Raw genomic sequence first — 26,881 nt, 5'->3', positions numbered from 1 at the left:
ATCATGAGCACCGTGCAGGGGCGGCTACGCATCGCCGTCCAGAAATCCGGCCGTCTGGCCGAACGCAGCCTCGACCTGGTCCGCGACGCGGGCCTGCGGGTGGTCAAGGGCAACAACGACCTGCTGTACCGGATCGAGAACTATCCGATCGACCTGCTGCGGGTGCGCGACGACGACATCCCGACCTTCGTGGCGGACGGGGTCTGCGATCTGGGCATCGTCGGCGAGAACGTGCTGGAGGAAGGCCGCAATGGCGGGCCGAACGCGGAGGTGGTCATGCCGCTGGGCTTTGGCCGCTGCACGCTGAAGATCGCCGTGCCGCCGACGCTGGACTATGCCGGGCCGTCGTCGCTGGACGGGCTGCGCATCGCCACCTCCTACCCCAAGATCCTGCGCCGGTTTCTGGACGAGAGCGGCGTCGCCGCCGACATCGTCACCATGCGCGGGGCGGTCGAGGTGGCCCCGCGGCTGAAGCTGGCTTCGGCCATCTGCGATCTGGTCTCGACCGGAGCGACGCTGGAGGCCAACGGCCTGGTGGCGAAGGAGACGGTGCTGGACAGCCAGGCGGTCCTGATCAAGTCGCCCACCCCGCCCGAGGCCGGACTGCAACACCTGCTGGACTCCATCATCGAGCGCATGGCCGGCGTGGTGTCCTCGCAGGGGGCCAAGTACGTCATGCTGAACGCCCCGCGCTCGGCGCTGGATCAGATCACCGCCATCCTGCCGGGCGCCGGTTCGCCGACCGTCATGCCCCTGTCGGGCCGCGACGACGCCGTGGCCGTCCACGCCGTCTGTCAGGAAGCCGTCTTCTGGGAGACGCTGGAGAAGCTGAAGGCGGCGGGGGCTTCGGCCATCCTGGTCCTGCCGATCGAGAAGATGATGTGATGAAGCGTATCGACTGGAACAGGCTGGACGCCGCCGGGCGCCAGGCGGCGCTGGCGCGTCCGCAGCAACGCACCGAGGGTTTCGTCACCAGCGTGGTGCGCGAGATCTTCGACGACGTGCAGGCGCGCGGCGGTCAGGCCGTGACCGACTGGGCGATCAAGCTGGACGGCGCCGCGCCGCGCCGGGTAGCCATCACCGAGAAGGCCGCCGCTGAAGCCCGCGCCGACCTGCCGCCCGCCGCCGCGCGGGCCTTGAGAGTCGCCGCCGACAATGTGCGCGTCTTCCACGCCGCGACCCGGCCCGAGGACACCGCCTTCATCGAGACCACGCCCGGCGTGAAGTCGAAGCTGGTCTGGCGGCCCATCGGCTCGGCGGGCCTCTATGTGCCCGGCGGGACGGCGCCCCTGTTTTCGTCCCTGCTGATGCTGGCCATTCCGGCGGGCGTGGCCGGGGTCGGGCGGCGCGTGGCCGTCACCCCGCCGTCGAAGGACGGCTCGGTCCACCCGGCCATGATCGTCGCCGCCGCCGAGGCGGGGCTGGACGAGCTGTGGCTGCTGGGCGGGGCGCAGGCGATTGCGGCCCTGACCTTTGGCGTCGAGCTGGAGACGGGCGTGATCGAGCCTGTCGACAAGCTGTTCGGCCCCGGCAACGCCTATGTGGCCGAGGCCAAGCGCTATGCGTCCAGCCTGCCGAACGGTCCGGCCCAGGACATGCCGGCGGGTCCGTCAGAGCTGCTGGTCATCGCCGACCGCGACGCCGACTTCGAGATCGTCGCCGCCGACCTGTTGAGCCAGGCCGAGCACGACGCTGACGCGCAGGTTCTGCTGGTCTCCGACAGCGGCACCGCCCTGACCGAGATCCTCGCCGAGGTGGAGCGTCAGGTAGAGAGCCTGCCCCGCGCCGACATCGCCCGCGCCTCGCTGGAGCAGGCCCGCGCCATCCGCGTGGCCGACATGGCCGAGGCCTGCGCCGTCGCCAACCTCTACGGCCCCGAACACCTGTCGATCCAGGCCGAGGAGGCCGAACGGCTGGTGGACCGGATCACCGCCGCCGGCGCCGTCTTCGTCGGCCAGTGGGCGGCCGAGACGCTGGGCGACTACGCCGCCGGGCCCAGCCACGTCCTGCCGACCGACGGCGGGGCGCGAACCCTGGGCGGCGTCACCACCGCCAGCTTCATGACCACCATGTCGGTGCAGACGGTGACGCAGATGGGCGCCGCCGCCCTCGCCCCCGTCGCCGCCCGCCTGGCGCGGATGGAGGGGCTGGAGGCCCACGCGCGGGCGGCCGATCTGAGGACCGAAGCGTGACCCTGCCCGCCCCCTATCCGCCGCTGGTGTCAGGCGGCGAAGGTCTGGACCGCTATCCAGCCGACCCGACCGCGCTCAGCGCGCGACTGGCCGAGCTCTACGGCGTCGCCGCCGATCAGGTGCTGCCGGTGCGCGGCCTGACGCATGGACTGGAGCTGGTCTGGCGACTAGCCGCCCGCGACGGGCTGAAGGTCCAGGCGCCCGAGGCCGAGCCCTATCAGGGACTGGCCGCCCTCTACGCCCGACCGGCTGAGGGGGCGGAGGTCGCCGCCGTCGTCATCCGCGCCCTGGGCTCGCCCGAGGCCGTGGCCGAGATGGCCGAGCGCGTCGCCCCCGCCCTGCTGGTCGTGGACGAAGGCTTGGTCGAGTTCGCGGAAGGACCCTCCGCTGCGACGGTCGTGCAGGACCACGCCAACCTGATCGTGCTGCGCAGCCTGTCTCTAGCCTATGGCCTGGCCGGGGCGCGGGTCGGCGCCGCCGTCGCACAAGAGCAGACCCTGGCGCGGCTGGCGCGCGTGCTGGAGCCCTACGCCCTGCCCGAGGTCTCGGTGCGGCTGGCGTTGCAGGCCCTGGACCCGTCACGGATGATCGAGACCGCCGAGCGCATCGACGGCGTGCGTCGCGAACGCGCCCGCGTCGCCGAGGCCCTGTCGCGCCAGATGCCGCTGGAGGCCGGTGTCGGGCCGGTGATCATCGCGCGTCCCTCTGATCCCGCCGCCGTCATCGCCGACCTGCGCCGTTTCGGCCTGACCGCCGACGCGGCGGGCGAGCGGGTGCGCCTGCCCGTTTCACTGAAGCCCGAGGTCAACGACCGGCTGCTGGTGGCGCTCGGCGCCGCCACGCCCAAGGTGCGGCGCACCCGCGTCGGACAGGCCGTGCGCGACACGAAAGAGACCCGCATCGTCTGCGCCGTCGATCTGGACAGCGCCGGGCCGGTGACGATCCACACCGGCGTCGGCTTCTTCGACCACATGATCGAACAGGTGGCGGCGCACGGCGGCTTCTCCATCCGCCTGTCGTGTGAAGGCGACCTGCACACCGACCCGCACCACACCATCGAGGACAGCGCCATCGCCCTGGGCCAAGCGCTGAAACAGGCGCTGGGAGAGCGCAAGGGCATCGCCCGCTACGGCTTCGTCCTGCCGATGGACGAGGCCAATGCGGCGGTCTCCATCGACCTGTCGGGGCGGCCCTATCCGGTGTTCGAGGGGACCTTCGCCACCCCCTTCATCGGCGACTACCGCACCGACCTGACGGCGCACGTGGTGCGATCGCTGGCCGAAAACCTGGGCGCGGCCATCCACGTCCGCGTCACCGGCGACGACGACCACCACAAGACCGAGGCCGTGTTCAAGGCCCTGGGCCGGGCCCTGAGGCAGGCTATCCGGGTCGAGGGCGATGTGGTGCCGTCGACCAAGGGGGTGCTGTGATGACGGCGGCGCCATCGATCCTCCCCTGCGGAGCGGGGGAGGGGGACCGCGCCCCGATCTCGCCCCCTCCACCATGCTGCGCATGGTCCCCCTCCCCCGTCGCCCTGCGACAGGGGAGGATCGGAGCAGGCTCATGAGCAACGTCACCCTGATCGGTTACGGCTCGGGCAATGTCGCCTCGGTGCGGTTCGCGCTGGAGCGGCTGGGGGCGCGGGTGCGGATCAGCGCCGATCCCGCCGATCTGGATGAGGCCGAACGCGTCATCCTGCCCGGCGTCGGGGCGGCGGGCTACGCCATGCAGCGGCTGAACGCCCTGGGTCTGGTGGAGCCGCTGCGGCGGTTCAAGCGTCCCTTGCTGGGCGTCTGTCTGGGTCAGCAACTGCTGTTCGAGACCAGCGCCGAAGACGAGGACACTGAGAATGGGGGGGCCGACCTGCTGGGTCTGATCCCCGGCCGGGTCGAGGCCATTGCCCCCGCGCCGTCTCGCCCCTCGCCGCACATGGGCTGGAGCCGGCTGACGATCCGTCGCCCCGATCCCCTGCTGGAGGGGATCAGGGACGGCGACTGGGCCTATTTCGTCCACGGCTTCGTCTGCCCCGACGGCCCGGCGACCCTCGCCGCCGCCGACTACGGCGTCCCCGTGCCCGCCGTGGTCAACAGCGCCAACCGCTGGGGCTGCCAGTTCCACCCGGAACGGTCGGCCGCCGCCGGGGCGCGTATCCTGAAGAACTTCCTGGAGCTGCCCGCGTGATCATCTATCCCGCCATTGACCTGATCGACGGCCATGCGGTTCGCCTGTTGCACGGCGATTTCAATCACGTGACCCGCTATGATTCCCACCCCGCCAACCGGATGGCGGCCTTCACCGCCGAAGGGGCGGAATGGATCCACGTCATCGATTTGGACGGGGCCAAGGCGGGCGAGGCGCGCCAGTATGGACTGATCGGCGACATGGCCCGGGCCGTGGACATCAAGGTCCAGTCGGGCGGCGGCGTCCGTTCGGCCAGGGATATCGAGCACCTGCTGGGGGCCGGGATCAGCCGGGTCGTCGTCGGCTCCCTGGCCGTCACCGACACGGATCAGGTGCTGAAATGGCTGGAGCAGTTCGGCCCCGAGGCCATAGCCTTGGCCCTGGACGTCAGAAACGAGGACGGCCTGCCCGTGCCCGCCCTGAAGGGTTGGACCCAGTCGTCGGGCGTGGATCTGTGGAGCGTGCTGGATCGCTATCCGGTCGGCATGCTGCGGCATATCCTGATCACGGACGTCGAGCGCGACGGCGCCTTGACCGGTCTGAACCGGGAGTTGCTGTCCGAGGCCATCGAACGGCGCCCCGATCTGGCGATTCAGGCCTCGGGCGGGATCGCCAGTCTGGACGACCTGACCACCGCCAAGGCCATTGGCTGCGCCGGGGCCATCACCGGACGCGCCATCTACGCCGGTCGCTTCACCGTGGCCGAGGCCGTCCGGGCCGTGGCCATGACCCCGATTTCAGCCAATGACCGCTAGGCGCATCATCCCCTGCCTGGACGTCAAGGACGGACGGGTGGTCAAGGGCGTGCGGTTCGAAGGCCACGTCGATATGGGCGACGCCGCCGAACTGGCCGCGCGCTATCGCGATGCGGGCGCCGACGAACTGGTCTTCTACGACATCACCGCCAGCCCGCAGGGGCGGACGCTGGATTATGGCTGGGTGCAGGACATCGCCCGGCTGCTGGACATCCCCTTCTGCGTCGCCGGCGGCATCCGCACGGTGGAACAGGCGGCGCGGTGTCTGGATCACGGGGCGGACAAGGTGTCGGTCAACTCGCCGGCGCTGGAGCGCCCCGAGCTGATCGGCGAGATGGCCGCGCGGCTGGGGCGTCAGTGCGTCGTCGTCGGCGTCGACAGCGCCTTTCAGGACGGCGAATGGCGGGTCCACAAATACACCGGCGATCCCGACGCCCGGCGCGGCGCCGGCCGGCTGACCATGGACTGGATCATCGAGGCGCAAGAACTGGGCGCGGGCGAGATCGTGCTGAACTGCATCGATCAGGACGGGGTGCGGCGCGGCTATGACATCGAACAGCTGGCCGAGGCGCGGCGGCGGCTGACCATTCCGCTGGTGGCGTCCGGCGGGGCGGGAGCGGTCGAGCATTTCCGCGATGTATTCCAGCAGGCCGATGTGTCCGGGGCCCTGGCCGCCAGCGTCTTTCACTCGGGCGCGATCGCGATTCCCGATCTCAAACGTTACCTGGATGCGCAAGGCGTGGAGGTGAGGATATGACCCTCGACATCACCAAGATCGACTTCGCCAAGGGGAACGGCCTGATCCCCGCCGTGGTGCAGGACGCCGACACCCTGCAGGTGCTGACCCTGGCCTATATGGACGAGGCGGCGCTGCGCGAGACGCTGGACAGCGGACAGGCCACCTTCTTTTCGCGCTCGCGCGGGGGCCGTTGGAGGAAGGGCGAGACTTCGGGCGATTTCCTGAACGTGGTCTCGGTGACGCCCGACTGCGACGGCGACGCCGTGGTGGTGAAGGTGCGCCCCGTCGGCAACGCCTGCCACCTGAACCGCATCAGCTGCTTCGGCGACGAAGACGCGCCCGGCCTGGGCCGGATCGGGCGGCTGGAGCGCACCATCCAGGTCCGCGCCCAGGCCGATCCCAACGACAGCTGGACCGCCCGCCTGATCGCCCAGGGGCCGAAACGGGCGGCCCAGAAGGTCGGCGAGGAGGGCGTGGAGACGGCTCTGGCGGGCGCGGCGGGCGATGAGGCGGAACTGGCCAGCGAGGCGGCGGATCTGATCTATCACCTGCTGGTTCTTCTCCATGCCCGTAACATGGTGTTTCAGGACGTATTGGTCGTCTTGGCGAAGCGCGCGGAAGCGGCCAAGACCGATACATAAGCCTTGAGGCGAATATCCCGCATGTCGGGATCAGGGAGGAATGGGACGAATGGCGGCACTGATTCTGTTCGGCGGCGGCGGCGACCTCGCCATGCGGATGCTGTTGCCTTCGCTCTATTTTCTTGACCACGACGGCCTGCTTCCGGACGATCTGAAGATCATCGGCGCCGCCCGTTCGACCGAGAGCGCCGAGGAGTATGTCGCCAAGGTCCATGAGGCGGTGAAGGCCCGGGCCGAAGCCGATGGCGGCTGGGACGAGGCCAGCTGGGCGCGGATGAAATCCCGCCTCGACTATCTGGCCGTCGACGCCACCGACCCGGCCAGCCTGGCGCCGCTGAAGGCGAAGTGCGGCGACGGCGAGGTGACCTCCTTCCTGGCGGTGTCGCCGTCCCTGTATGGCCGCATCGTCACGGCGATGAAGGCGGCGGGCCTGGCCGAAAAGAACTGCCGCATCGTGCTGGAGAAGCCGGTCGGCCGCGATCTGGAGAGCTTCCTGGAGATCGACGACGCGGTGGCCCACGCCTTTGACGAGCGTCAGGTTTTCCGCATCGACCACTACCTGGGCAAGGAGACGGTGCAGAACCTGATCGCCCTGCGCTTCGGCAACACCATCTTCGAGCCGCTGTGGAACAATCTGACGGTCGACCACGTCCAGATCACGGTGGGCGAGACGGTCGGCGTCGGCGACCGCTGGCCCTATTACGACGAATACGGCGCCCTGCGGGACATGCTGCAGAACCACATGCTTCAGTTGCTGTGCCTGGTGGCCATGGAGCCGCCCAGCGACCTGGACCCGGACTCGGTGCGCAACGAGAAGGTCAAGGTGCTGCGATCTCTTCGCCCCATCACGCCGGAAGAAGCCGAGCGCGTCACCGTGCGCGGCCAGTATGTGGCCGGGACCAGCGAGGGCAAGCCGGCCAAAGGCTATGACGAGGAACGCGGCCAGCCGTCCGACACCGAGACCTTCGTCGCCATCCGCGCCGACATCGACAACTGGCGCTGGGCGGGGGTGCCCTTCTTCATGCGGACCGGCAAGCGCCTGCCCGAGAAGCGCACCGAGATCGTCATCCAGTTCAAGCCGGTGCCCCACTCCATCTTCGACCACGGTGACCGCGGCGCGATCGAGGCCAACCGCCTGGTCATCGAACTGCAGCCCGAGGAAGACATCTCGCTGTCGGTGATGAACAAGAAGCCGGGGCTGGATCAGCGCATGCAGCTGCAGCCGATCAAGATGAGCCTGTCCTGGGGGGTCAACGGCAAGGACGCCGCGCCGCCGCGCCGCCGCATCGCCTATGAGCGCCTGCTGCTGGACGCCATGCACGGCGACAGCACCCTGTTCGTGCGCCGCGACGAGGCGGAACAGGCCTGGAAATGGGTGGACGAGGTGTCCGAGGCCTGGGCGGGCGCCGCCTTCAAGCCGCTGGACTATGCAGCCGGAACCTGGGGACCGGAGGCGGCGGACCTGCTGCTGTCGCGGACCGGGCGCAAGTGGAACACGCGCGATGAGTAGTCCCGCCATCGAAACCTTCCCCGACGCCCCCGCCTGGGCCGAGGCCGCCGCCGCGCGATTGGCCGAGGCCCTGACCGAAGGCGTCGCCGCCGAAGGCCGCGCGGTCTTCGCCGGCGCGGGCGGATCGACCCCCTCGCCCGTCTATGCGCGGTTGGCGCAAGCCGATCTGGACTGGTCGAAGGTCACGGCGACCCTGGTGGACGAGCGCTATGTGCCCGAGACCTCGCCGGATTCGAACGCGGCCCTGATGAAGCGGACCCTGCTGACGGGACCGGCGGCGGCCGCGCGCTTCCTACCCCTGTATGCGCCATCGGTGACGGTGGACCGCGCCGCCGCCGAGGCGTCGAAGGCGCTGGCCGCAGCGGGCGCGCGTCTGGACGCCGTCCTGCTCGGCATGGGCGAGGACGGGCATATCTGCTCGATGTTCCCCGAGAGCCCGACGCTGAAGACCTTGCTGACGCCGAGCCTGAAACCCGCCGTCTATGGCGTGCCGCCGGGCCGGGACGGGATGGCCCCGCCGCAGGAGCGCCTGTCGATCAACCTGCCCTATCTGATCAGCGCCCGCCGCGTGATCCTGGCCCTGACCGGAGCGAAGAAGCGCGCCGTGTTCGAGCGCGAGGCGGCGGGCGATCCGCGCATCCATCCCATCGCCGCCATGATCGCAGCGAAGGTTCCTCTTGAAGTGCTTTGGACGGAGGCCGTCTGATGGCTCTCAACCCTGTGGTGGCGGAAGTCACCGCCCGCATCACCGAACGCAGCCGCGCCACCCGCGCCGACTATCTGCACCGCATGGACGCCGCCCGTGACAGCGGCGCCGGACGGGCCAAGCTGTCCTGCGCCAACTGGGCCCACGCCTTCGCCGGTCAGACAATCGCCGACAAGCTGACGGCCATGGACGGGTCGAAGCCCAACGTCGGCGTGGTCACCGCCTACAACGACATGCTGTCGGCGCATCAGCCGTTCGAGCGCTTCCCCGACGTGATCCGCAAGGCGGTGCGCGAGGTCGGCGCCACGGCCCAGGTGGCGGGCGGAACCCCGGCCATGTGCGACGGCGTCACCCAGGGTCGCCCCGGCATGGAGCTGTCGCTGTTCAGCCGCGACGCCATCGCCATGGCGACGGGCGTGGCCCTGACCCACGACGCCTTCGACTCCGCCATGATGCTGGGCGTCTGCGACAAGATCGTGCCGGGTCTGTTCATGGGGGCCCTGGCGTTCGGGCACCTGCCGGTCGTCTTCGCCCCCGCCGGTCCTATGCCCTCGGGCATTCCCAACGCAGAAAAGGCCCGCGTCCGCGCCGAATACGCGCAGGGGATGGTGGACCGCACCACCCTGCTGGCCAGCGAAATCGGCAGCTACCACTCGCCCGGCACCTGCACCTTCTACGGCACGGCCAATTCCAACCAGATGATGATGGAGCTGGGCGGGCTTCACCTGCCCTCGACCGCCTTCGTCCATCCGGAGACGGGTCTGCGCGACGCCCTGACCGCCGCCGCCGCCAAGCGCGCCGTCGAACTGGCCCGCTCGGGCGAGAGCCGCATGGCCGACGTCGTCAGCGAGAAGTCGATCGTCAACATGATCGTGGCCCTGCTGGCCACCGGGGGATCAACCAACCACGCCATCCACCTGGTCGCCATGGCGCGGGCGGCGGGGGTGCTGATCGACTGGACCGACATGGACCAGCTGTCGTCGGTGACGCCGCTGCTGGCGCGGGTCTATCCCAACGGCTCGGCTGACGTGAACGCCTTCCAGGCGGCGGGCGGCGTGGCCTTCGTGGCGCGCGAGCTGGCGCAGGCGGGCAACATCCACACCGACGTCGTGACCGTCATGGGTCAGGGGATCGAGGCCTATTTCCAGGAGCCGTCGCTGATCGACGGCGAGTTGGTCTGGCGCGACGGCGTGTCGGAAAGCCTGGATCGCGACATCCTGCGTCCCGCCTCTGATCCCTTCGACCGCGAGGGCGGTTTGCGGCTGGTGCAGGGCGACCTGGGCCGGGCGGTGATCAAGGTCTCGGCGGTCAAGCCCGAGAACCGCATCGTCGAAGCCCCCGCCGCCGTGTTCGAGACCCAGGAAGACGCCCTGCAGGCCTTCAAGGACGGCAAGCTGAACCGCGACGTGGTGCTGGTGCTACGCTTCCAGGGGCCGAAGGCCAACGGCATGCCGGAACTGCACTCCCTGTCGCCGGCTCTCAGCGTCCTGCAGGACAAGGGCTTCAAGGTCGCCTTCGTCACCGACGGCCGCATGTCGGGCGCCAGCGGCAAGACCCCCGCCGCCATCCACGTCTCGCCCGAGGCCCTGGCCGGCGGCCCCCTGGCCCATGTGCGGGACGGCGACATCATCCGTCTGGACGCCGAGGCCGGGGTGCTGACCACGGTGGGCGTCGGCAATCTGACCGCGCGCCCCCTGGCCGTCCGTTCGAGCGCCAACGCCCATGGATCGTCCTGGGGCTATGGTCGCGAGCTGTTCGGCGCCTTCCGCCAGGTCGTGACCACGGCGGAGGAAGGCGCGACCGTCTGCTTCGCCTTCCCCGTCCGCCCGGGCGGCCACACCGACACCCTGCCCCATCCCAACTTCGTCGACCGGACGGTGGACGCCTGATCCGCCCAACCGAGCGCAGGAAACGACCCATGAATGACAAGATCCTCCTCGTCGGCGACGTCGGCGGCACCAACGCCCGCTTCGCCCTGACCCGCATGGTCGACGGCCGTCCGGTGCTGGAGCACCACGAGAGCTTCCCGGCCTCCGAACATCCGACCTTCCTCGGCGGAGTGAAGGCCTTCCTCGACGGCTGCGACGTCAAGCCGAGCGGCGGCGTCATCGCCGTGGCCGGACCGGTGACGGACGGCGAGATCGACCTGACCAATTCGCCGTGGCGGGTGTCGGAAGGCGAGCTTCAGACCCTGGGCCTGAATCCGGTCAAGCTGATCAACGACTTCGAGGCCCTGGCCTGGGGCGCGCCCATCGTGCCGGAGGACCAGCTGGCCTCGCTGGGCGGACCCGTGGACGGAGACCCGCACGCCACGGTGGCGGTGCTGGGTCCCGGCACCGGCTTCGGCGTCTCGGCCCTTGTGCGCGACGCCCACGGCAAGGAGATGGCCATGCCGTCCGAGGGCGGTCACGCCTGCTTCCCCCCCGGCGATCCGGTCGAGGACGAAATCCTGCGCATCCTGCGCCGTCGCTATGACCGGGTCTCGATCGAGCGGCTGATCTGCGGCCCCGGCCTGCTGAACATGCACCGCGCCCTGGCCGAGATCGACGGGCGCGAGACGCACATCGAGGATCCCGCCGAGATCACCGAGACGGCGATGAAGGACCCCAACAGCCCCTGCGGGGCCACCCTGGCCCGCTTCTGCGCCATCCTGGGCGCCGTGGCCGGGGACATCGCCCTGACCACCGGAGCGCGCGGCGGGGTCTACATCGCCGGGGGCATCGCCCCGCGCATCCTGCCCTTCCTCAAGGCCAGCCCCTTCCGCACCCGCTTCGAGCGCAAGGGCCGGTTCAAGGAATACATGCAGGCCATCCCGACCAAGGTGATCCTGCACAAGCAGGCCGCGCTTCTGGGCGCGGCGCGAGTGGCCTTCAACGAGGCGGGCTGACGCCCGCCTCAGGCCTTGATCAGTCGATGCAGAGGGTGGCCTCGGCCTTGCCGTCCTTGACGGTGGTGCGGCAGCCGAAGCGGTTGCTGTCGGCCTGACATTGGCCGACCGCACGGGCGCCGGGCGCGACGCCGCTGTTGCCCGCGATCTCGCACTGGCCCTCGCACTGGGAGGCGTCGGTGCAGCGCTTGCCGGCGTCGGCGTACCTAACCACGCACTGCCAGGTCTGGGCCCGGCCGACCTGCTGCATCTGCCCGCCCCGCGACGAGCAGGACGAGGTGCTGATGCTCATGGTCGGCGGCGGCTCGGGGGCCTCGGCGGGCGTCGGGACCACCGGTTCAGGCGCCGGCGCTGGCGAACAGGCGGCCAGGGCAAGGCCCGCCGCCAGCAGAACAGCTTTCAGCCTCATCCGACGCTTCCTTTTTCGAACCCGGTCCAGCAGTCGTCGTAGTCGAGCTGCATCAGCGGCGTCTGTTCGGCCCAGGCGGTGGTGCGGATCGGCATCCGCGTCTCGAACATGAAGGCCAGGGTGTTCTCGATCTTGTGCGGCTTCAGCTCCGCCCGGGTCGCGCCGTTCCAGCTGGCCTGATCCGGGCCGTGGCCGCTCATGCGGTTGTGCAGCGAGGCGCCGCCGGGGGCGAAGCCGCCCGCCTTGGCGTCGTACTCGCCGAAAATCAGCCCCATGAACTCGCTCATGACGTTCCTGTGGAACCACGGCGGACGGAAGGTGTCCTCGGCCACCATCCAGCGCGGCGGGAAGATGACGAAGTCGCAGTTGGCGGTGCCGGGCGTGTCGCTGGGCGAGGTCAGGACGGTGAAGATCGACGGGTCCGGGTGGTCGAAGCTGACCGTGCCGATGGTGTTGAACCGCGCCGTGTCATAGCGATAGGGGGCGTAGTTGCCGTGCCAGCCGACCACGTCCAGCGGACTGTGATCGAAGGTCGTGGTCCACAGCAGGCCGCCGTATTTCTGAATGCACTCCGTCGGGCGGTCGACGTCCTCGAACCAGGCGACCGGGGTCTCGAAGTCGCGCGGATTGGCCAGGCCGTTGGAGCCGATGGGGCCGAGGTCCGGCAGGCGGAAGGGCGCGCCGTAGTTCTCGCAGACATAGCCGCGCATGGGTCCATCGACTTCCACACGGAAGCGAACGCCGCGCGGGATGACCACCACGTGGCCGGGCTGAGCCTCGATCACGCCCATCTCGGTGACGAAGCGGTGGCTCCCCTGCTGCGGCACGATCAGCAGCTCGCCGTCGGCGGAGTAGAAGACGCGATCGACCATCGACCGATTGGCGACATAGAGGTGGATGCCCACGCCGACGCCCGAATCCGCGTCGCCGTTGCCGCCATAGGTGGTCAGGCCCTCGACCCAGTCGGTCGGCTGGTCCGGCATGGTCAGGGGGTCCCAACGCATCCGGTTGGGATTGGGCGGGGTCTCGTTGAAGGGGCCGGAGCGCACGCGGCCCTGCGCGAAGGGCGCATACGGCCCGTGCTGGGCCGAGGGCCGCAGGCGATAGAGCCAGCTGCGCAGATTGTGGTCGCGCGGGGCGGTGAAGGCCGCCCCCGACAGCTGTTCGGCATAGAGGCCCAGGGCCGGGCGCTGCGGCGAGTTGCGGCCGACCGGCAGGGCGCCCTCGACGGCCTCGGTGGCGAAGTGGTTGGCGAAGCCGGTCTGATAGGCGGGCGCGTTGGATCGCGTCATGTGGTTTCTCCCTTGCGGGAGGTTTAGCCGGGCCAGGCCGATGCGTCACCCCGGCCCCGCCCAGCTTTGCCCTGGATCAATCCCGCAGGGTCAGAACCCCTGCGCCTGCGCCAGTCGTTCGGCGTGGAAGCCGGCGTCGCCGAGCAGTTCGTTCAGGACGCGGACGCGCTTCATGAACAGGCCGACGTCGAACTCGTCGGTCATGCCGACACCGCCGTGCATCTGGACCGCCTCCTGCACCGCCAGCTCGGCGACGCGGCCGGCCTTGGCCTTGGCGATGCCGGCGGCCTGTTCGGCGTCGGGGCGGCCCGCGTCGATGGCTTGCAAGGCGGCCAGGCTTGCGGCCTTGGCCAGCTCCAGCTCCGTGAACAGGTGGGCGGCGCGGTGCTGCAGCGCCTGGAACTCACCGATCAGCCTGCCGAACTGCTTGCGGGTGCGCAGGTATTCCAGCGTCACCTTGAAAGCCTGATCCCCCGCCCCGACCAGAGAGGCGGCGGCGCAGGCGCGACCCAGAACCAGGGCGGCGTCCAGCGGCCCCTGCCCCGCCCCCACGGCGCCGATCACGGCGTCGGCGTCCACGAGCACATCGGTCAGGGTCACGCGGGCGGCATTGTGGGCGTCGACCATGACGGTGCGCTCGACGCCGACGCCGGGGGTCTTCGGGTCGATGAGGAAGAGGGTCAGGCCGTCATCGGTTTGCGCCGCGACGATCAGGGCGTCAGCGACGTGGCCGTCCAGGACAAACCCCTTGGCGCCGTTCAGTCTGAAGCCGTTGCCGGACCGTTCAGCCCGCGTGACGATCTTGCTCGGGGCGTGTTTGGGGCCTTCGTCGACGGCGAGGCTGAGGATGGCCGCGCCCGCCGCGATCTTCGCCAGCCAGGCCTTCTGCGTCTCTGATCCCGCCGCCTTCAGCACCGTCGCGGCCAGCACCGACGCCCCCATGAAGGGCGAGGGCGTCAGGGTGCGGCCCAGGCTCTCGGCGATGACGCCCGCCTCGACGGCGCCAAGGTCCGAGCCGCCGTCCGCCTCAGGGATGATCACCCCCGCGAAACCCATCTCGCCGAACGCCCGCCACAGGTCGCGCGAGACGCCGTCAGAATCGCGGCTGTCGCGCAGTTGGCGCAGGTGGGCGATGGGCGCGTGTTCGTTCAGGAAGCCGTCGGCGGCGTCCTGAAGCATGGTCTGCTCTTCGGTCAGGATCAGGGGCATGGGCTCAGGCTCCCGGCTTCAGGACAAGGTAGGAGAAGGCGAGATAGATCGCCTGGTAGATCGGTGCGGCCAGCAAAGCGATTTCCTGTGACGGCGACGGTCGCGGCAAAAACCTCGCCAAGCCAGCGACGATCAGCGCAATCAACGGTGCAAAGAAGAAAAGCTTGGCGCCAAAGCTGGGTGCACGCACCTGCCAGGACATCCCCCAGCCCAGCGGCGTCAGCATGACGAAGCTAAGCAGGCCGCTCAAAACGATACCGATGACCGCGGCGATCAGCAGCAGTTCCTTCGGCTTCACTTGGGCGATCATTGTCACGCTCCCGGCAGTTGCAGCAGGTGTTTGGCGATGATGTTCAGCTGGATCTCGCTGGTGCCGCCCTCGATGGAGTTGGCCTTGGTGCGCAGCCAGTCGCGGGCGGCGGCGCCGTCCTTGGAGCGCTCGCCTTCCCATTCCAGCGCGTCCGAACCGCCCGCCGCCATGGCCAGTTCGTGGCGGCGCTTGTTCAGTTCCGAGCCGTAGTATTTCAGCATGGAGGCGATGGCCGGATGGGCCTGTTTCGCCTTCACCTGATCCCCCACCCGCTCCATCGCCAGACGGAAGGCGGCGGCGTCGATGTCGTAGTCGGCGATGCGGACGCGCAAGCTGGGCTCGTCCAGCCGCCCGGCCTCGTCCACGCCGAGCGCATCCGTCGCGACCTGGCCCAGGGGGCGGCCGACGCCGGTGTCGCCCATGGCGCCGATCATGGTCCGCTCATGCGCCAGCAGGGCCTTGGCCACGTCCCAGCCCCGGTTGAGCGTCCCGATCAGGTTCTCCTTCTCGACGCGCACATCGTCGAAGAAGGTCTCGCAGAAGGGCGACTTGCCGCTGATCAACGTGATGGGGCGAGTGCTGACGCCCGGCGTCGCCATGTCGAACAGGACGAAGCTGATGCCCAGATGCTTGGGCGCCTCGGGGTCGGTGCGGACCAGACAGAAGATCCAGTCGGCCTTGTCGGCGTAGGAGGTCCAGACCTTCTGGCCGTTGACGATCCAGTGGTCGCCGTGATCCTCCGCCCGCGTCTGGATCGAGGCTAGGTCAGAGCCGGAGCCGGGCTCGGAATAGCCCTGACACCAGCGGATTTCGCCGCGCACGATGGGAGGCAGGAAGCGCAGCTTCTGCTCCTCGGTGCCGAAGGCCAGAAGCGCGGGGCCCAGCATCCAGATGCCGAAGCTGGCGAGCGGCATCTGCGCCTTGATGCGGCGCATCTCGGCGGCCAGAACCTTGGCCTCCTCGCGGCTCAGACCGCCGCCGCCGTATTCGCTGGGCCATTCCGGGGCGGTCCAGCCGCGTTCGGCCATGCGGTCCAGCCAGAGCTTGTGCGCGGGCGTCTTGAAGACGGGGTTGCGGCCGCCCCAGACATAGTCCTCGTCGCCGTCGCGCGGACCGCGCACCTCCGGCGGGCAGTTGGCCTCCAGCCAGGCGCGCGTCTCGGCGCGGAACGTCTCCAGATCGGCCATCTCGCGTGCCCTTGCTGCGTTTCCCTGAAGCCACGCTAACAGCAATCCGTTGCGATTGGCTACGGTCTCTGATGCGTGGAAACGCCTTGGCCTTTCGAACGTTGGCAGGGAGCATGAGAAAGGCCCCACATGACCCTGTTGACCCGCATCGTCTTCGGCGGCGCCAGCCTGCTGTTGCTGCTTCTGGCGCTCGGACTTGTGTTCCTGGGCGTCGGCGATGCGCTGCGCGCCGTGGTCAGTCCGGACCATTCGGGCGTGGACGCCCTGCTGGACGTCCTGGGCTATGTCATCGTCGCCATCGCCGTCTTCGACGTAGCCAAGTACCTGTTCGAGGAAGAGGTCCAGCGCGACAAGGAAAAGCGCAGCGCGGCCGAGGCCCGGCGCAGCCTGACCAAGTTCCTCTCGACCATCGTCATCGCCGTCTTCCTGGAGGCCCTGGTGGTGGTGTTCAAGACGGCGCGCGAGGACGTGGCCCTGCTGATCTATCCCACCGCATTGCTGATGGCGGCGGTGGTCGTGCTGGTGGGCCTGGGCGTCTACCAGCGGTTCTCGGCCGCCGTGGAGCAGAAGGTCGGGGCCGAGGACGAAGCCGCCGATCGCAAGGACGCCGCCAGGGAGAGCCGCCCGGCGCGGCGCAAGCCGACAGCCAGGCCTCAGACCTGATCCTTCCGTCGCGCTACTTCTTCGACGGCAGGAAGGGCGAGAAGGTGATGACGGTGAAGGTGTCGCGGATGTGCGGGCGCGTCTGCACCTGCTTGGTCACGAAGGCGCCGATGTCGGAATCGCGATGGAGCTGGAACTTGGCCAGCAGGTCGTGCTGACCCGAGGTCGAGTAAACTTCCGACACGTTTTCAACATTGTCGACCAGATCGGCGGCGACATCGTTGGCGTAGCCCAACTCGCATTTGATGAAGACGAAAATGGCGGTCATCATGGTCGGAACCTCCCGTTCAAGCGGAGGTGCATAGCGGATGGAAACGGCATGGGTAAGGCTCCGGCGACACTGACGGCCCCTCCAGTCGATTACGAGGCGGCTTACAACAATCGGGAACGGGTGCCGGGCCACCCGGCGATCCTGAAACGATGGCGAGAAGATTCGGCCCGCGTCATCGACGCCCTGAGGCCGGAAACCGTCGAATACGGCCCTGGCGAACGTCAGCGGATGGAGTGGTTCGACGCCGGCGCGGGATCGCCGACCGCCGTCTTCATCCACGGCGGCTACTGGCAGGCGCTGGACCGGGCCTGGTTCGCCTGGGTGGCGCCCGCCCTGCTGGATCAGGGGATCAGCGTGGTCATTCCCGGCTATGACCTGGCCCCGACGGTCAGGGTCGGCGCCATCATCAGCCAGATGCGCCGGGCCACCGAGCTGGTGCGCGACCGCACCGGCAAGCGGCCCCTGGTTTTCGGCCATTCGGTCGGCGGGCACATGGCGGCCTGCATGTTGTCCGAGGGACGCGCCCGCGCCGCATTGGCCATCTCGGGCGTCTTCGACATCGAGCCGTTGATCCACACCTCTCTGAACGCGGCGCTGGGGCTGGACGCCATGACGGCGCGGGCCCTGTCGCCGATCCACTGGCCTGCGCCCAACGGGGGCGCGCCGGGCGGGCGGACGCTGGACTGCTGGGTCGGCGGATCGGAAAGCAACGAGTTCATCCGCCAGAGCCGCCAGATGGCCGCCGAGTGGGGCGGCAAGGGCGCCGACACCCATGTCGAGGTGCTGGACGGGCTGGACCACTTCACCATGCTGGACCCGCTGGCCGACAAGGACAGCGCCATGGTCCGGCGCCTCGTGACCCTGGCGACCGCCGAATAGGCGACCGGTTACCGGGATTGATCCCGGTTACCCTTGACGCAGGGGCCGCCAACCGTCGATCTGCGGGCTTCAAGGCCTGAAGGAGACCCCATGCGCCACGACCGTCTCAGCGTGCTGACCGCCCTCGAAAGCCAGGGCGTCGTCCCGGTCTTCTATCACGCCGACCCGGAGGTCTGCGCCGAGGTGATCCGCGCCTGCGCCCGCGGCGGGGCCAGGGCCATCGAGTTCACCAACCGCGGCGACTTCGCCTGGGAGACCTTCACCGCCCTGTCGAAGCAGTTCGCCCAGACCGATCCCGACATCATCATGGGCGTCGGCTCGATCCTGGATGCGCCGACGGCGGCCCTCTACCTGGCCTCGGGCGCGCGCTTCGTCATCAGCCCCTGCCTGGTGCCCGAGGTGGCGCAGGTCTGCAACCGCCGCCAGGTCGCCTATTCGCCGGGTTGCGGCTCGGTGCGCGATATTTCGGAAGCCCAGGCCCTGGGCTGTGAGATCGTCAAGCTCTTCCCCGGCGCCTCGGTCGGCGGGCCGGACTTCGTCAAGGCGGTGCTGGGTCCCATGCCCTGGACCAAGATCATGCCGACCGGCGGGGTCGATCCGGACGAGGCCTCGATCGCCAAGTGGTTCGGCTCCGGCATCGTGGCGGCGGGCATGGGGTCGAAGCTGATCACCGACGCCGCCATCCAGGCGAAGGACTGGGCCGGGATCGAAGCCAAGGTGCGCCAGACGGTCGAGGCGATCGCGGCGTTCCGGGCGAAAAAGTAACGCTGCGCTTTTCCTCCCCACTCTGTGGGGAGGGGGACCACAAGTGGTGGAGGGGCTTCTGCGTTTGGATGAAGCGGCCCCTCCGTCACGGCGCTTCGCGCCGCGCCACCTCCCCATCGCACGGCGATAGGGAGGAGAAACAAAAAAGGCCCCGCCGGTCGAACCAGCGGGGCCTTCTTTATTCAGAACCGCAAGCGGATCAGGCGGCTTCGGCCTTGGCCAGCTTGTCCTGATGGGCCTTCATGCCCAGGGCGATCAGTTCGGCGGCTTCGCCGGCGTCGCCCCAGCCCTTGACCGTGACCGACTTGCCCTTCTCCAGATCCTTGTAGCGGGTGAAGAAGTGCTCGATCTGCTCGATCAGGATGGCGGGCAGCTGACGGTAGCTGGAAACCTCGGTGTAGTAGGGGTTCAGCTTGTCGACCGGCACGGCCAGGATCTTTTCGTCGCCGCCGGCTTCATCGACCATCTTCAGCACGCCGATCGGGCGCGAGCGGATGACGCAGCCCGGCACCACCGGGGTCGGGTTCAGAACGATGACGTCGCAGGGGTCGCCGTCGTCCGACAGGGTGTGCGGCACGAAGCCGTAGTTGCCCGGATAATACATGGCGGTGTGCAGGAAACGGTCGACGAACAGGGCGCCGGATTCCTTGTCCATCTCGTACTTCACCGGCAGGCCGCCTTGCGGGATCTCGATGATGACGTTGATGTCCCACGGCGCATTCGGGCCGACCGGAATGGCTTCGATGTTCATGTTACGCTCTTGTTGCAGGTGCGAACGGGGAGATTGGGGCGCGTGATAAGCTTTGCGTCGCCGAACAGCAAGCTTCAGGGCAGGCTTTCTGCGGCGTTCGCCCTTGCTCCCTAGGCCGAACTGAAGGCATCAACAGGGCATGACCCTGCTCGACTGGATCGCCCTCGTCCTCTTCTTCACAGCCTGGCTGGGCTATGGCCCGCTGCTGAAGCTGATCGCCCGGCGCAGCGGGTCGCTGAACGACGACATGCTGGTGGTCCGCGACAGCTGGATGACGGCCATGACCCACCGCGAGATGCGGCTGATCGACAGCCAGCTGATGGGCCATTCGATCAACTCGGCCTCCTTCTTCGCCTCGACCAACCTGCTGCTGATCGCGGCGGTGGCGGGCATCCTGTTCGGCGGCGAGAACGCGCTGAAGGGCTTCGCCGCCGTGGGCGCCGAGGCCGTGCCGATGAAGATTCTGGAGGCCAAGCTGGCCCTGGTTCTGGTCTGCCTGGCGCGCGGCTTCCTCGACTTCATCTGGTCGCTGCGCCAGATGAACTACGCCCTGGCCCTGATCGGCGCCGCCCCCGAAATCCACACCGAGACCGACCGCGTCGCCTATGGTCACGCGGTGGCCCAGGTGCTGAACCCGGCCCTGGGCGGATTTAGCCAGGGGGTGCGCGGCTACTACTTCGCCCTGGCGGCTGCGGCCTGGCTGTTCGGACCGGTCTGGCTGGCGCTGGGCGTGATCTCGGCCTTCGGCCTGCTGGTCTGGCGGCAGGCCGGATCGCCGGCGGCGCGAGCCGTTCGGGCGGCCCGACGGCTGCTGGAGCGCAGTTAGGCCCGACTTTGGTCTTATTGCAGCCGCGAACAATTCATGTTCATGCGCCGCTTTCCGCTGCGTAACGACGAAACAGATTTACGTAACAGCCTGTGATCGCGAGTCAAAAATCGGCGCTTGAATTTTTGTGCGCTGCAACCTAACTTGGCTTTCGACGCTTTCGAGCGTCTTGCCCTTCCTGGGCGTTTCCTCCCTATAGACTTTATATGCCGCGCCCCCGGGCGCGGCTTTTTTTTGGCTCGCCGCCAGGGTCAGGCGAAGTCTTGGCCCAGGGCCGCGATCACGCGGTTCAGACCCGACTGGCAGCGCCCCCACCCCGCCGAAGGCCCGCCCGCCGCTTCGTCCCAGTAAAGCCGCCGGTTCAGCTCGACCTGGATCGCCTCATAGCCCGCCTCGGGCCGCCCCCAGACCTGGGTGGCATAGCCGCCCGCATAGGGCCGGTTCAGCGCCACGCGCCAGCCCATGGCCTCGAACAGCGCCCGCAGCCGGCGCGTCAGCCCGGTCGTGCAACTGGTCCCGTGACGGTCGCCCAGCACCACGTCCGGCCCATGCGGCCCGGTGGCGCGCGAGGGCATGGAATGCCAGTCGATCAGGACCGCGCGTCCGTGCCGGTCGCGCGCCGCCTGCATCAGACCGGTCAGAGCGTCGTGATAGGGAACATGCACCCGCGCCACCCTCTGCCTGGCCTCCTCCAGCGTCAGGCCTCGATCATAGAGCGGCGTCCCGTCCCCGGCGAGGCGCGGCACGACGCCATATCCGGCCAGGGTCTTCAGCCCCGGCGGCGGCGCCTCGGGACAGTTGAGAACCAGCATCGGATCCAGTTCGTCCGGCGCCCGGTTCAGATCGACATAGGCCCGCCCGATTCGACCGGCGATCAACACCGCCCCCGCCGCAGATCCTGCAGCCAGCAGCCGATCCACAGCCGCATCCTCGGCGCTGCGCAAGGTCGCCTCCGACAGCCGCTCCGCCGCCCCCATGTCGCCGGGATAGAGGTCGCCCGAATGGGGCGAGGCGAACACCAGCGGCGTCGCCCGTCCCGCCAGGGAAGGCGTCAGGCTGAAGGTCGCATCGGTCGCCACGGGGTTCATGGCTTGGCCATAGCCTGATTTATCCCCGGCCGCGCCCTCTACGCGCTCGCCCTCACGGCGATTTTCACTGTGAGTTTACAGATCAGCGCCTAGGGTCGCGCCCGGTATTCAAGGACTTGACCCCGCATGGCGCGTATTCTGCTGGCCGAAGACGACGGCTCGCTCCGAGGCTTCCTGACCCGCGCGCTGGAACGCGCCGGCCACGCCGTCGTGGACTGCGAAAACGGGGACGACGCCATCGACGCCCTGGAACAGGGCCCCTACGACCTGCTGCTCACCGACATCGTCATGCCGGGCGCCGACGGGATCGAGGTGGCGCGCGTCGCCGCCGCGCGCCAGCCGGGCATCCGCATCATGTTCATCACCGGCTTCGCCGCCGTGGCCCTGTCGGCCGCCCAGGCCACGCCCCAGGCCAAGGTCCTGTCCAAACCCGTCCACCTGCGCGACCTGGTGAACGAGGTCGAACGCATGATCGCGGCCTAACGAAAAAATCCGAAAAAAGAAGACACAAGCCTCTTGCGGCCCCCGCGAACTGCGGGTTATAGACGCCGCCTTCCCGCCCACCGACACATCAGTCGGCCGGGCCGCAGAACAGGCGGACGCGTAGCTCAGCGGGAGAGCACTACGTTGACATCGTAGGGGTCACAGGTTCAATCCCTGTCGCGTCCACCATTCTTTCTCTTGAGAAATCAAACTCCTAACAAGGAACCTCCTCTCGGGTGGTCATGTTAGCGTCTCTCTAGTGGGGCACTAGTGGGGCAAAATTGCTGAAACCAAATGGAACGCCCTGAAACACGCTGAAACGGCTGCGAGGGACTCCGCAAGCTCCCCTCCGCACGGAACAGCTCTCGCCCTTGATAGCACAATACAGGTAGCTGAAACCGCCTTATCCGCGCCGATAAACTCCTGAGAGCATTGATAAAAAAGTATATCAGCCAACGAGACCGATGCCTGTGGTCACCATATGGTCACCACAGCGACGGAAATCGTAGCGATTTCTAGCACGCGATAGAGGCTACCTGAAACCAGCGGAAAAGTCGCCGTCAACGGCTGAAACGCGCCAACAGCGGACATCTAGCTGCGCCCGCTTAGTGGACATTCCGCTGCTTTAGCCAGCATGGCTTGTAGGACGGAACTCTAGGGTGTCCAAGCGCGACGGGGCGGTGCCGGATACGCCGACTCATCGGGCAGCATCATCGCGCGGACAATGCGACAAGCAGCTGCTTCATCCGGGCGGTGTCGCCGGAGTTCGTCGTCTTCTCCGCCGGCAGCCGCTATCGGCATCCCCGCCAGTCCACGGTGGACCGCCTCGTCGCGTTCGGCGTTCGCCCCGAGGACATGTTCAGAACCAACTGCAGCGACAACGAGCCCGGACGCGGGCCAACCCGTGAATGGGCGTATGGAGCGGTGCGCGGCTGCGGACGCGACGAGGCGGGCGACGACGACGTCGAGATCCGTCCGCCGGGAGCAGAGACGACCGGCCGAAAGTGTGAGAACGTCTGCTGACGCACGGACCTCGGTCGACCGGGTTGCGCGGTGGACAAGGCTCGGGTTGAGTAGTCGCGAATGACCTCTTGAGGAAGATTCGCCTTGAGCGGTTCAACATTACACGACGGCCTCGACTACCAAGCTTGGGTTACAGTTCTGGCGGCGGTGGAGTTTCTGGTCATCCAGGATTCAGCGACGCAGCTGATCGTCGAGCCGCCCAGCCACGAAGACATCGAGGGGGACATCCACCGCGCGCTCGGCGCGGACGAGCCCACCCCGTCGGAAAACCAAGCCTTGGCGGCCGCCGCCGAACCCTATACGCTTGTCATCCAGTCGAAACGACGAGACGACGGAGTCTGGACGGTCTCCGGCGTTGAAACCCTCCTCCACCATGGCGGAGATCTCGGGACGCGACGACCGTCGGCCAAGAACCGGCTGATCGCCGACCTGAAGATCCGCTACCTGCTGGCCACCAGCGGCCATCTGGTCGATCGGGCCGCCAAGCTGCGTGTCCAACGGTTCGGCGAATGGCCGGACCTCGCCGAGGTCGATCCCCGGTTTCAAACCTACTTCGCGGGCGACCAGTGCCGTGTCGGTGTCATCGACAGCCTGACCGAAGCTGGTATCCGGGATCGCCTCGCCCGCCTCTGCAAGGACGCCTTGCTGATGCCGTTCGATAGGATCGAGGCCTGCCTGGACGCCCTGTTCGCCGCGGCGCATGTCCGCGGCCGGTCAGATCACTGCGGAGTCTGGAGTAAGGCCGAGGTCGAGGAGATCCTGCAACGTCACGACGCCCTGCTGCCGGGGCGCATCGACCGCGAAGACTATGTCGAACCGCAGAATTTCGATCAGATCCAGGCGACGCTGACGGCCCAGCAGGCGGTCCTGATCGTGGGCCCGAGCGGCACGGGCAAGACCCGGACCGCGGAACGTCTGCGCGACCAGCTGAGAGCTGATCTCAAGGGCCCCCGCCTGATGCGTTTGGGATCGTCCGACGGCCCCGGCGCTTTGAGTGATGCCCTCCAGGCGAGCCCCGTCATCGTCTATCTGGACGACCCTTGGGGACCGGTCGTCCTAGCCGATCATGCCGGCGGCTGGACTAAGGCGCTGCAGGCAGTGTCCGAACACCGCCGGCGCGGGACCTGGTTGATCATCACCAGCCGCTCGGACGTTTACAGTGACGCCAAGATCCCGGACGACGCGTTCGCGCCCTGGAAGGTCACGCTCGATGCGAGCGCCTATGGCCCCGCCGAACGCCGCCAGCTGCTCGCGCGGATGCTCAAGACCCTGCCCCTGCGGCTGCGCGGCGTGATCGAGCCTCATATCGAACGGGCAGTCGACGACCTCACCACCCCTCTTGAGATCCGCACCTTCGTCGCCGGCGCCGCCAGGGCGATATCCGATGAGGGCGACGCCGGCGATGTGGTTGGCGCATCGCTTCGCCGAGCCAAGGGCGCACAGTACAAGGACGTGGTCTCCGCCCAGATCATCGAGCGCGATGATGCCGAGGCTGCGACGATTCTCTGGCTGCTGTTCAAGGCCGAGGCCAGCCTCAGCCTTGACGAGATGGCCCGCGCGCGTCGCGCCGTGAACCGTTTGCCCGGGACGACGATCCAGGTTGAAAGCCTGGTCCATTTCCTCCGCGCGGGGCAGAGCTTGGACCAGGCGGACGACCGCTACAGCTACGCCCATCCCCAGGTCGAAGCCGGCCTGAAGGCGGCCGCATTCGACGATCCGGCGGTCTTCGAGGCCGCCGGCGCACGACTGATTGAGGCCTTCGCAAGCCAGTCCGGGGAGGGTTTCGTCGGTCCCCTCATCGCGGCGCGGATGCTCGCCGGCGCCGTGTCGAGCGACCCCACCGCGGTTGAAGGTCTGGTCGATACCGTCTCCAGGGCGGCCAGAGACGCCATTGACGCGAAACTGCTGGCTGCGCTGCGGGCGTTGGACGGTTCGCCGTTCGAGGTCGCGTTTCGCACGGCCGCCAAGGTCGGGAGCGCCGGCATTCTCGCCTTCGACCTGGCCCGATGGTTCCTGGAACCGCTTCCGCTGCCGCCCGAACCGGATCTGGGCGACCTGTCGAGACGGTGGCTGGGCGCCCCTGCGCAGCCGGGCTGGAAGGCCGCCATCGCCGCTGACCCCGGCATCCGGGATATTCTCGCCAAGGCCGTAGTCAACGTCATCGGAGACGAGCGGGACTTCCACCCGGACAATTTCGGGGACCGTCTCGCGGCGCTCGGCGTCGATCTGACGGACGCCTTCGGCGCTTTGGCGCTCCGGCTCGTCGGCCATAGCTACGACCCCCTAGTCTACGTCGCCATCAATGGAGCCCTTCGCACACCGTCGAGCCTCGAGCCAGCCGTCCGGTTGGCGCAAACGATCTTCGACGGCTATGTCGAGGAGGTCCGCGAGGGCTGGAAGCTTGATCTGATCAACGGCGTGTTTGACGATGAATACGCCGACTATCTCGGGACTTCAGACGACGGGAACTGGGCCGCTGGGGAGATCGCCAAAGCTTGGGTCCGGGCCAAGCGTCAGGGAGACGGTTGGCGGAGCCTTGCCGCCTTTCCGGACGTTGGCCTTCTTGGCTGGTCATGGGCCGAGGACATCGAAGCCGGCACCGCGCCTCTCGACCGGGACGAGTTCGACAGCCTGCTGACTGCTGTCAGGGGCGGTACGCGAGAAAAAGCCGCCTGGAAGCTAGCGGCGCACAGGACCGAAACCAGTCTTATCCCTGTAATGAAGAAGCGCCTCGGGGAGCCGGGCGTCGACGCACCCGTGCGTGGAATGGTGCGCCGCGTCTGGGCGATCCACGACCTTGAAGGCTTGGCCGACGCGCAGTCGCAGTATGTTGCAGCGGCGCGAACCGAGCAGGTTCTCGCCCTCCACCGCGACCTCGTCCCATTGCAGGAATATTTCTGGCCGCGAGACGCCCTCGCGGCGGCCAGGATGGCGTTGGCGTCCCGCTTGCCAGCGCCCTTGGATGAACTGGCCCGGGCGATCAGCGCCGACCTGGACAACGTGCTCGCGCAGCCGGGGCCGGTTGCAGATGCCGCAGCCGCGGTGACAACTGACAATCCCGAGATCGCGGCGAGATTGTTGAAGCTCACCGATGGGCAGCACCCCGCCTTTGACCATCTGTACATCCTGGCGATGGACGGGTGGTCTCCGGACAACACCGCCCCTGCTGACGCGGCGTTGACCGTGGCATTGCATCTGGGCCGCACCGACCTGGTGCGCGCCGCGCTGCATCATCCGATCGGCAATATCGTCCGGCGGGCGATCGAGGCGGTGGGTGACACTACACCGACCGCGGCCTTGGTCGCGCTCCCGGGACTGAAAGGCAGCATCGTCAGGAAGGCGGTGATCGCCAGACTGGGGGAGCGTCCTGCCGACGAGAACGCCTCGGCCGCGCTCCTGGACCTGACCAAGGATACCTACAATTCCGGTCATAGCGGCGATCCACACCATTCACTCGCTCGGGAGGCCGCCGCCCACCTCGCCGCGCGCGACGTCCTGTCCCCGGCGCTGCTCAATGCGGTCCAAGGCAGCGTGCTCGCATTGCAGGACGCCGGCGTTCGTCGACCTCTGCTGCGCCGTCTCGGCCAGCAGTCGGCCGGCTACCGGCAATGGCTCTGGGGGCTTGTCGTCGATGAAGAAAGGCCGCTCGGCATTCGCCGGGACGCAGCGCTCGCTCTGTTCCACAACGCAAAATTCGTCGAGCCGGGCATTGTTGATCAGATCACCCTAGACCGATTGCTCAACCTGCCCGGCTCCGTCGCTGTCCTGCTCACCTTGATCGTCACGCGCCGGAGTGAGGTCGACCAGCTCAAGCAGCTGGCGACCCGGCTCAATGACAGCGCCGACCGCCGCGGCCTCATCGTTTTGCTGAGGCGCCCTTCAACGCCTGAAATCAACAACCATCTCTTGTCGCTCCTCGGCGAGGATCATCCCGCCGCGTCCCTGATAGATGACTCCGGCGGGTTGGCCCCATGGACGGCCCTGGATGAGCTCGCCGAGCTGAGCATCGTCCAGACGATCCGCCAGCTCTTGAAGGGGCGGTTCGAGCCGGAACCCAGGCCCATCTGGCCTGCCTGGCCGCCGAAGCCGTCGAGACAGACTCCATAGCCGAAAA

Annotated in this window: 25 protein-coding genes and 1 tRNA gene; 18 read left to right on the top strand and 8 right to left on the bottom strand. The window is 68.2% G+C overall.

The features are described from left to right. The first annotated feature begins 3 nt into the window (after positions 1-3). The 11 genes from hisG (at position 4) to glk (ending at position 11,611) form a co-directional block, all read left to right on the top strand. On the top strand, positions 4-885 hold the full coding sequence (gene hisG / locus ACZ5XO_RS02900) for an ATP phosphoribosyltransferase (RefSeq protein WP_464163828.1): 882 nt from the start codon (positions 4-6) through the stop codon (positions 883-885). Continuing rightward, the gene (gene hisD / locus ACZ5XO_RS02895; RefSeq protein WP_464163827.1) at positions 885-2,192 is read left to right on the top strand and encodes a histidinol dehydrogenase; all 1,308 of its coding nucleotides are present in this window, start codon (positions 885-887) and stop codon (positions 2,190-2,192) included. Before hisG ends, hisD begins: the two co-directional genes overlap by 1 nt. Continuing rightward, positions 2,189-3,622 (top strand): imidazoleglycerol-phosphate dehydratase HisB, encoded by a 1,434-nt coding sequence (hisB, locus tag ACZ5XO_RS02890; RefSeq protein ID WP_464163826.1) that lies wholly within the window; start codon positions 2,189-2,191, stop codon positions 3,620-3,622. The genes hisD and hisB overlap by 4 nt, the downstream gene beginning before the upstream one ends. Before the next feature lie 133 nt (positions 3,623-3,755). Continuing rightward, positions 3,756-4,373: an imidazole glycerol phosphate synthase subunit HisH gene (gene hisH, locus ACZ5XO_RS02885; protein ID WP_464163825.1), complete on the top strand. Its 618-nt coding sequence runs from the start codon at positions 3,756-3,758 to the stop codon at positions 4,371-4,373. Then, complete coding sequence (gene hisA, locus ACZ5XO_RS02880) at positions 4,370-5,128, top strand: 1-(5-phosphoribosyl)-5-[(5-phosphoribosylamino)methylideneamino]imidazole-4-carboxamide isomerase (protein WP_464163824.1); 759 nt, start codon at positions 4,370-4,372, stop codon at positions 5,126-5,128. Before hisH ends, hisA begins: the two co-directional genes overlap by 4 nt. Next, a complete protein-coding gene (hisF, locus tag ACZ5XO_RS02875) occupies positions 5,118-5,885 on the top strand; it encodes an imidazole glycerol phosphate synthase subunit HisF (protein WP_464163823.1) in 768 nt (255 codons plus the stop codon). Before hisA ends, hisF begins: the two co-directional genes overlap by 11 nt. Further along, on the top strand, positions 5,882-6,508 hold the full coding sequence (gene hisIE / locus ACZ5XO_RS02870; RefSeq protein WP_464163822.1) for a bifunctional phosphoribosyl-AMP cyclohydrolase/phosphoribosyl-ATP diphosphatase HisIE: 627 nt from the start codon (positions 5,882-5,884) through the stop codon (positions 6,506-6,508). The genes hisF and hisIE overlap by 4 nt, the downstream gene beginning before the upstream one ends. Before the next feature lie 49 nt (positions 6,509-6,557). Continuing rightward, positions 6,558-8,018 carry a glucose-6-phosphate dehydrogenase gene (gene zwf / locus ACZ5XO_RS02865; protein WP_464163821.1) on the top strand — a complete coding sequence of 487 codons (1,461 nt, stop codon included), beginning with the start codon at positions 6,558-6,560 and terminating at the stop codon, positions 8,016-8,018. Then, complete coding sequence (gene pgl / locus ACZ5XO_RS02860; protein WP_464163820.1) at positions 8,011-8,724, top strand: 6-phosphogluconolactonase; 714 nt, start codon at positions 8,011-8,013, stop codon at positions 8,722-8,724. The genes zwf and pgl overlap by 8 nt, the downstream gene beginning before the upstream one ends. Beyond that, positions 8,724-10,613 carry a phosphogluconate dehydratase gene (gene edd / locus ACZ5XO_RS02855; protein WP_464163819.1) on the top strand — a complete coding sequence of 630 codons (1,890 nt, stop codon included), beginning with the start codon at positions 8,724-8,726 and terminating at the stop codon, positions 10,611-10,613. The genes pgl and edd overlap by 1 nt, the downstream gene beginning before the upstream one ends. Positions 10,614-10,642: 29 nt before the next feature. Beyond that, complete coding sequence (glk, locus tag ACZ5XO_RS02850) at positions 10,643-11,611, top strand: glucokinase (protein ID WP_464163818.1); 969 nt, start codon at positions 10,643-10,645, stop codon at positions 11,609-11,611. Between the two features lie 19 nt (positions 11,612-11,630). On the opposite strand, the gene ACZ5XO_RS02845 is transcribed toward glk, so the two are convergent. The 5 genes from ACZ5XO_RS02845 to ACZ5XO_RS02825 all read right to left on the bottom strand — a co-directional run bounded on the left by ACZ5XO_RS02845 (position 11,631) and on the right by ACZ5XO_RS02825 (position 16,018). After that, positions 11,631-12,020, bottom strand: a complete 390-nt coding sequence (locus tag ACZ5XO_RS02845; RefSeq protein WP_464163817.1) for a hypothetical protein — start codon at positions 12,018-12,020, stop codon at positions 11,631-11,633. Continuing rightward, a complete protein-coding gene (hmgA, locus tag ACZ5XO_RS02840) occupies positions 12,017-13,312 on the bottom strand; it encodes a homogentisate 1,2-dioxygenase (protein WP_464163816.1) in 1,296 nt (431 codons plus the stop codon). The genes ACZ5XO_RS02845 and hmgA overlap by 4 nt, the downstream gene beginning before the upstream one ends. 90 nt (positions 13,313-13,402) lie before the next feature. After that, positions 13,403-14,521 (bottom strand): acyl-CoA dehydrogenase family protein, encoded by a 1,119-nt coding sequence (locus ACZ5XO_RS02835; protein WP_464163815.1) that lies wholly within the window; start codon positions 14,519-14,521, stop codon positions 13,403-13,405. 4 nt (positions 14,522-14,525) lie between these two features. Next, on the bottom strand, positions 14,526-14,831 hold the full coding sequence (locus tag ACZ5XO_RS02830; protein WP_464163814.1) for a hypothetical protein: 306 nt from the start codon (positions 14,829-14,831) through the stop codon (positions 14,526-14,528). A 2-nt stretch (positions 14,832-14,833) separates the two neighbouring features. Further along, positions 14,834-16,018 (bottom strand): acyl-CoA dehydrogenase family protein, encoded by a 1,185-nt coding sequence (locus tag ACZ5XO_RS02825; protein ID WP_464163813.1) that lies wholly within the window; start codon positions 16,016-16,018, stop codon positions 14,834-14,836. 129 nt (positions 16,019-16,147) lie between these two features. Between ACZ5XO_RS02825 and ACZ5XO_RS02820 the strand changes: the two genes are divergently transcribed. Further along, positions 16,148-16,681 (top strand): GNAT family acetyltransferase, encoded by a 534-nt coding sequence (locus ACZ5XO_RS02820; protein ID WP_464163812.1) that lies wholly within the window; start codon positions 16,148-16,150, stop codon positions 16,679-16,681. Between the two features lie 13 nt (positions 16,682-16,694). Here ACZ5XO_RS02820 and ACZ5XO_RS02815 read toward each other — a convergent pair whose 3' ends face one another. Next, complete coding sequence (locus tag ACZ5XO_RS02815) at positions 16,695-16,952, bottom strand: Lrp/AsnC ligand binding domain-containing protein (protein WP_464163811.1); 258 nt, start codon at positions 16,950-16,952, stop codon at positions 16,695-16,697. Between the two features lie 48 nt (positions 16,953-17,000). Here ACZ5XO_RS02815 and ACZ5XO_RS02810 point away from each other — a divergent pair, with 48 nt between their 5' ends. Continuing rightward, positions 17,001-17,831 (top strand): alpha/beta hydrolase, encoded by an 831-nt coding sequence (locus ACZ5XO_RS02810; RefSeq protein ID WP_464163810.1) that lies wholly within the window; start codon positions 17,001-17,003, stop codon positions 17,829-17,831. A gap of 90 nt (positions 17,832-17,921) precedes the next feature. Beyond that, a complete protein-coding gene (locus ACZ5XO_RS02805) occupies positions 17,922-18,596 on the top strand; it encodes a bifunctional 4-hydroxy-2-oxoglutarate aldolase/2-dehydro-3-deoxy-phosphogluconate aldolase (RefSeq protein ID WP_464163809.1) in 675 nt (224 codons plus the stop codon). 199 nt (positions 18,597-18,795) lie between these two features. Here the strand turns inward: ACZ5XO_RS02805 and ppa are convergent, their stop codons facing one another. Then, entirely contained in the window at positions 18,796-19,347 is a 552-nt protein-coding gene (gene ppa, locus ACZ5XO_RS02800; RefSeq protein ID WP_314428483.1) for an inorganic diphosphatase, read from the bottom strand. A gap of 139 nt (positions 19,348-19,486) precedes the next feature. Between ppa and ACZ5XO_RS02795 the strand changes: the two genes are divergently transcribed. Continuing rightward, positions 19,487-20,173 (top strand): DUF599 domain-containing protein, encoded by a 687-nt coding sequence (locus ACZ5XO_RS02795; protein ID WP_464163808.1) that lies wholly within the window; start codon positions 19,487-19,489, stop codon positions 20,171-20,173. A 251-nt stretch (positions 20,174-20,424) separates the two neighbouring features. Here ACZ5XO_RS02795 and ACZ5XO_RS02790 read toward each other — a convergent pair whose 3' ends face one another. Then, complete coding sequence (locus tag ACZ5XO_RS02790; protein WP_464163807.1) at positions 20,425-21,261, bottom strand: N-formylglutamate amidohydrolase; 837 nt, start codon at positions 21,259-21,261, stop codon at positions 20,425-20,427. Positions 21,262-21,387: 126 nt separating this feature from the next. Here ACZ5XO_RS02790 and cpdR point away from each other — a divergent pair, with 126 nt between their 5' ends. The 3 genes from cpdR to ACZ5XO_RS02775 all read left to right on the top strand — a co-directional run bounded on the left by cpdR (position 21,388) and on the right by ACZ5XO_RS02775 (position 26,874). After that, positions 21,388-21,744, top strand: coding sequence for a cell cycle two-component system response regulator CpdR (gene cpdR, locus ACZ5XO_RS02785; protein ID WP_464163806.1), 357 nt, complete (start codon positions 21,388-21,390; stop codon positions 21,742-21,744). Positions 21,745-21,858: 114 nt separating this feature from the next. Next, positions 21,859-21,933: transfer RNA gene (locus ACZ5XO_RS02780), tRNA-Val, on the top strand. 918 nt (positions 21,934-22,851) lie between these two features. Then, a complete protein-coding gene (locus ACZ5XO_RS02775) occupies positions 22,852-26,874 on the top strand; it encodes an nSTAND3 domain-containing NTPase (RefSeq protein ID WP_464163805.1) in 4,023 nt (1,340 codons plus the stop codon). Positions 26,875-26,881 lie beyond the last annotated feature (7 nt).

It is taken from the genome of Brevundimonas sp. T2-11 (assembly GCF_055397675.1).
Note: the sequence above shows the minus strand (reverse complement) of the source record. Positions and strands in the feature narration are given on the sequence as shown.

Excerpts from the sequence above, each read along its gene's own strand:
- hisIE (WP_464163822.1), top strand. The coding sequence starts at position 5,882 with ATGACCCTCGACATCACCAAGATCGACTTCGCCAAGGGGAACGGCCTG.
- ACZ5XO_RS02790 (WP_464163807.1), bottom strand. The coding sequence starts at position 21,261 with ATGAACCCCGTGGCGACCGATGCGACCTTCAGCCTGACGCCTTCCCTG.
- hisF (WP_464163823.1), top strand. The coding sequence starts at position 5,118 with ATGACCGCTAGGCGCATCATCCCCTGCCTGGACGTCAAGGACGGACGG.
- ACZ5XO_RS02830 (WP_464163814.1), bottom strand. The coding sequence starts at position 14,831 with ATGATCGCCCAAGTGAAGCCGAAGGAACTGCTGCTGATCGCCGCGGTC.
- glk (WP_464163818.1), top strand. The coding sequence starts at position 10,643 with ATGAATGACAAGATCCTCCTCGTCGGCGACGTCGGCGGCACCAACGCC.
- edd (WP_464163819.1), top strand. The coding sequence starts at position 8,724 with ATGGCTCTCAACCCTGTGGTGGCGGAAGTCACCGCCCGCATCACCGAA.
- hisD (WP_464163827.1), top strand. The coding sequence starts at position 885 with ATGAAGCGTATCGACTGGAACAGGCTGGACGCCGCCGGGCGCCAGGCG.
- ACZ5XO_RS02835 (WP_464163815.1), bottom strand. The coding sequence starts at position 14,521 with ATGCCCCTGATCCTGACCGAAGAGCAGACCATGCTTCAGGACGCCGCC.
- hmgA (WP_464163816.1), bottom strand. The coding sequence starts at position 13,312 with ATGACGCGATCCAACGCGCCCGCCTATCAGACCGGCTTCGCCAACCAC.
- hisH (WP_464163825.1), top strand. The coding sequence starts at position 3,756 with ATGAGCAACGTCACCCTGATCGGTTACGGCTCGGGCAATGTCGCCTCG.
- ACZ5XO_RS02845 (WP_464163817.1), bottom strand. The coding sequence starts at position 12,020 with ATGAGGCTGAAAGCTGTTCTGCTGGCGGCGGGCCTTGCCCTGGCCGCC.
- hisG (WP_464163828.1), top strand. The coding sequence starts at position 4 with ATGAGCACCGTGCAGGGGCGGCTACGCATCGCCGTCCAGAAATCCGGC.
- ppa (WP_314428483.1), bottom strand. The coding sequence starts at position 19,347 with ATGAACATCGAAGCCATTCCGGTCGGCCCGAATGCGCCGTGGGACATC.
- ACZ5XO_RS02795 (WP_464163808.1), top strand. The coding sequence starts at position 19,487 with ATGACCCTGCTCGACTGGATCGCCCTCGTCCTCTTCTTCACAGCCTGG.
- ACZ5XO_RS02815 (WP_464163811.1), bottom strand. The coding sequence starts at position 16,952 with ATGATGACCGCCATTTTCGTCTTCATCAAATGCGAGTTGGGCTACGCC.
- ACZ5XO_RS02810 (WP_464163810.1), top strand. The coding sequence starts at position 17,001 with ATGGGTAAGGCTCCGGCGACACTGACGGCCCCTCCAGTCGATTACGAG.
- pgl (WP_464163820.1), top strand. The coding sequence starts at position 8,011 with ATGAGTAGTCCCGCCATCGAAACCTTCCCCGACGCCCCCGCCTGGGCC.
- zwf (WP_464163821.1), top strand. The coding sequence starts at position 6,558 with ATGGCGGCACTGATTCTGTTCGGCGGCGGCGGCGACCTCGCCATGCGG.
- ACZ5XO_RS02805 (WP_464163809.1), top strand. The coding sequence starts at position 17,922 with ATGCGCCACGACCGTCTCAGCGTGCTGACCGCCCTCGAAAGCCAGGGC.
- cpdR (WP_464163806.1), top strand. The coding sequence starts at position 21,388 with ATGGCGCGTATTCTGCTGGCCGAAGACGACGGCTCGCTCCGAGGCTTC.
- ACZ5XO_RS02820 (WP_464163812.1), top strand. The coding sequence starts at position 16,148 with ATGACCCTGTTGACCCGCATCGTCTTCGGCGGCGCCAGCCTGCTGTTG.
- ACZ5XO_RS02825 (WP_464163813.1), bottom strand. The coding sequence starts at position 16,018 with ATGGCCGATCTGGAGACGTTCCGCGCCGAGACGCGCGCCTGGCTGGAG.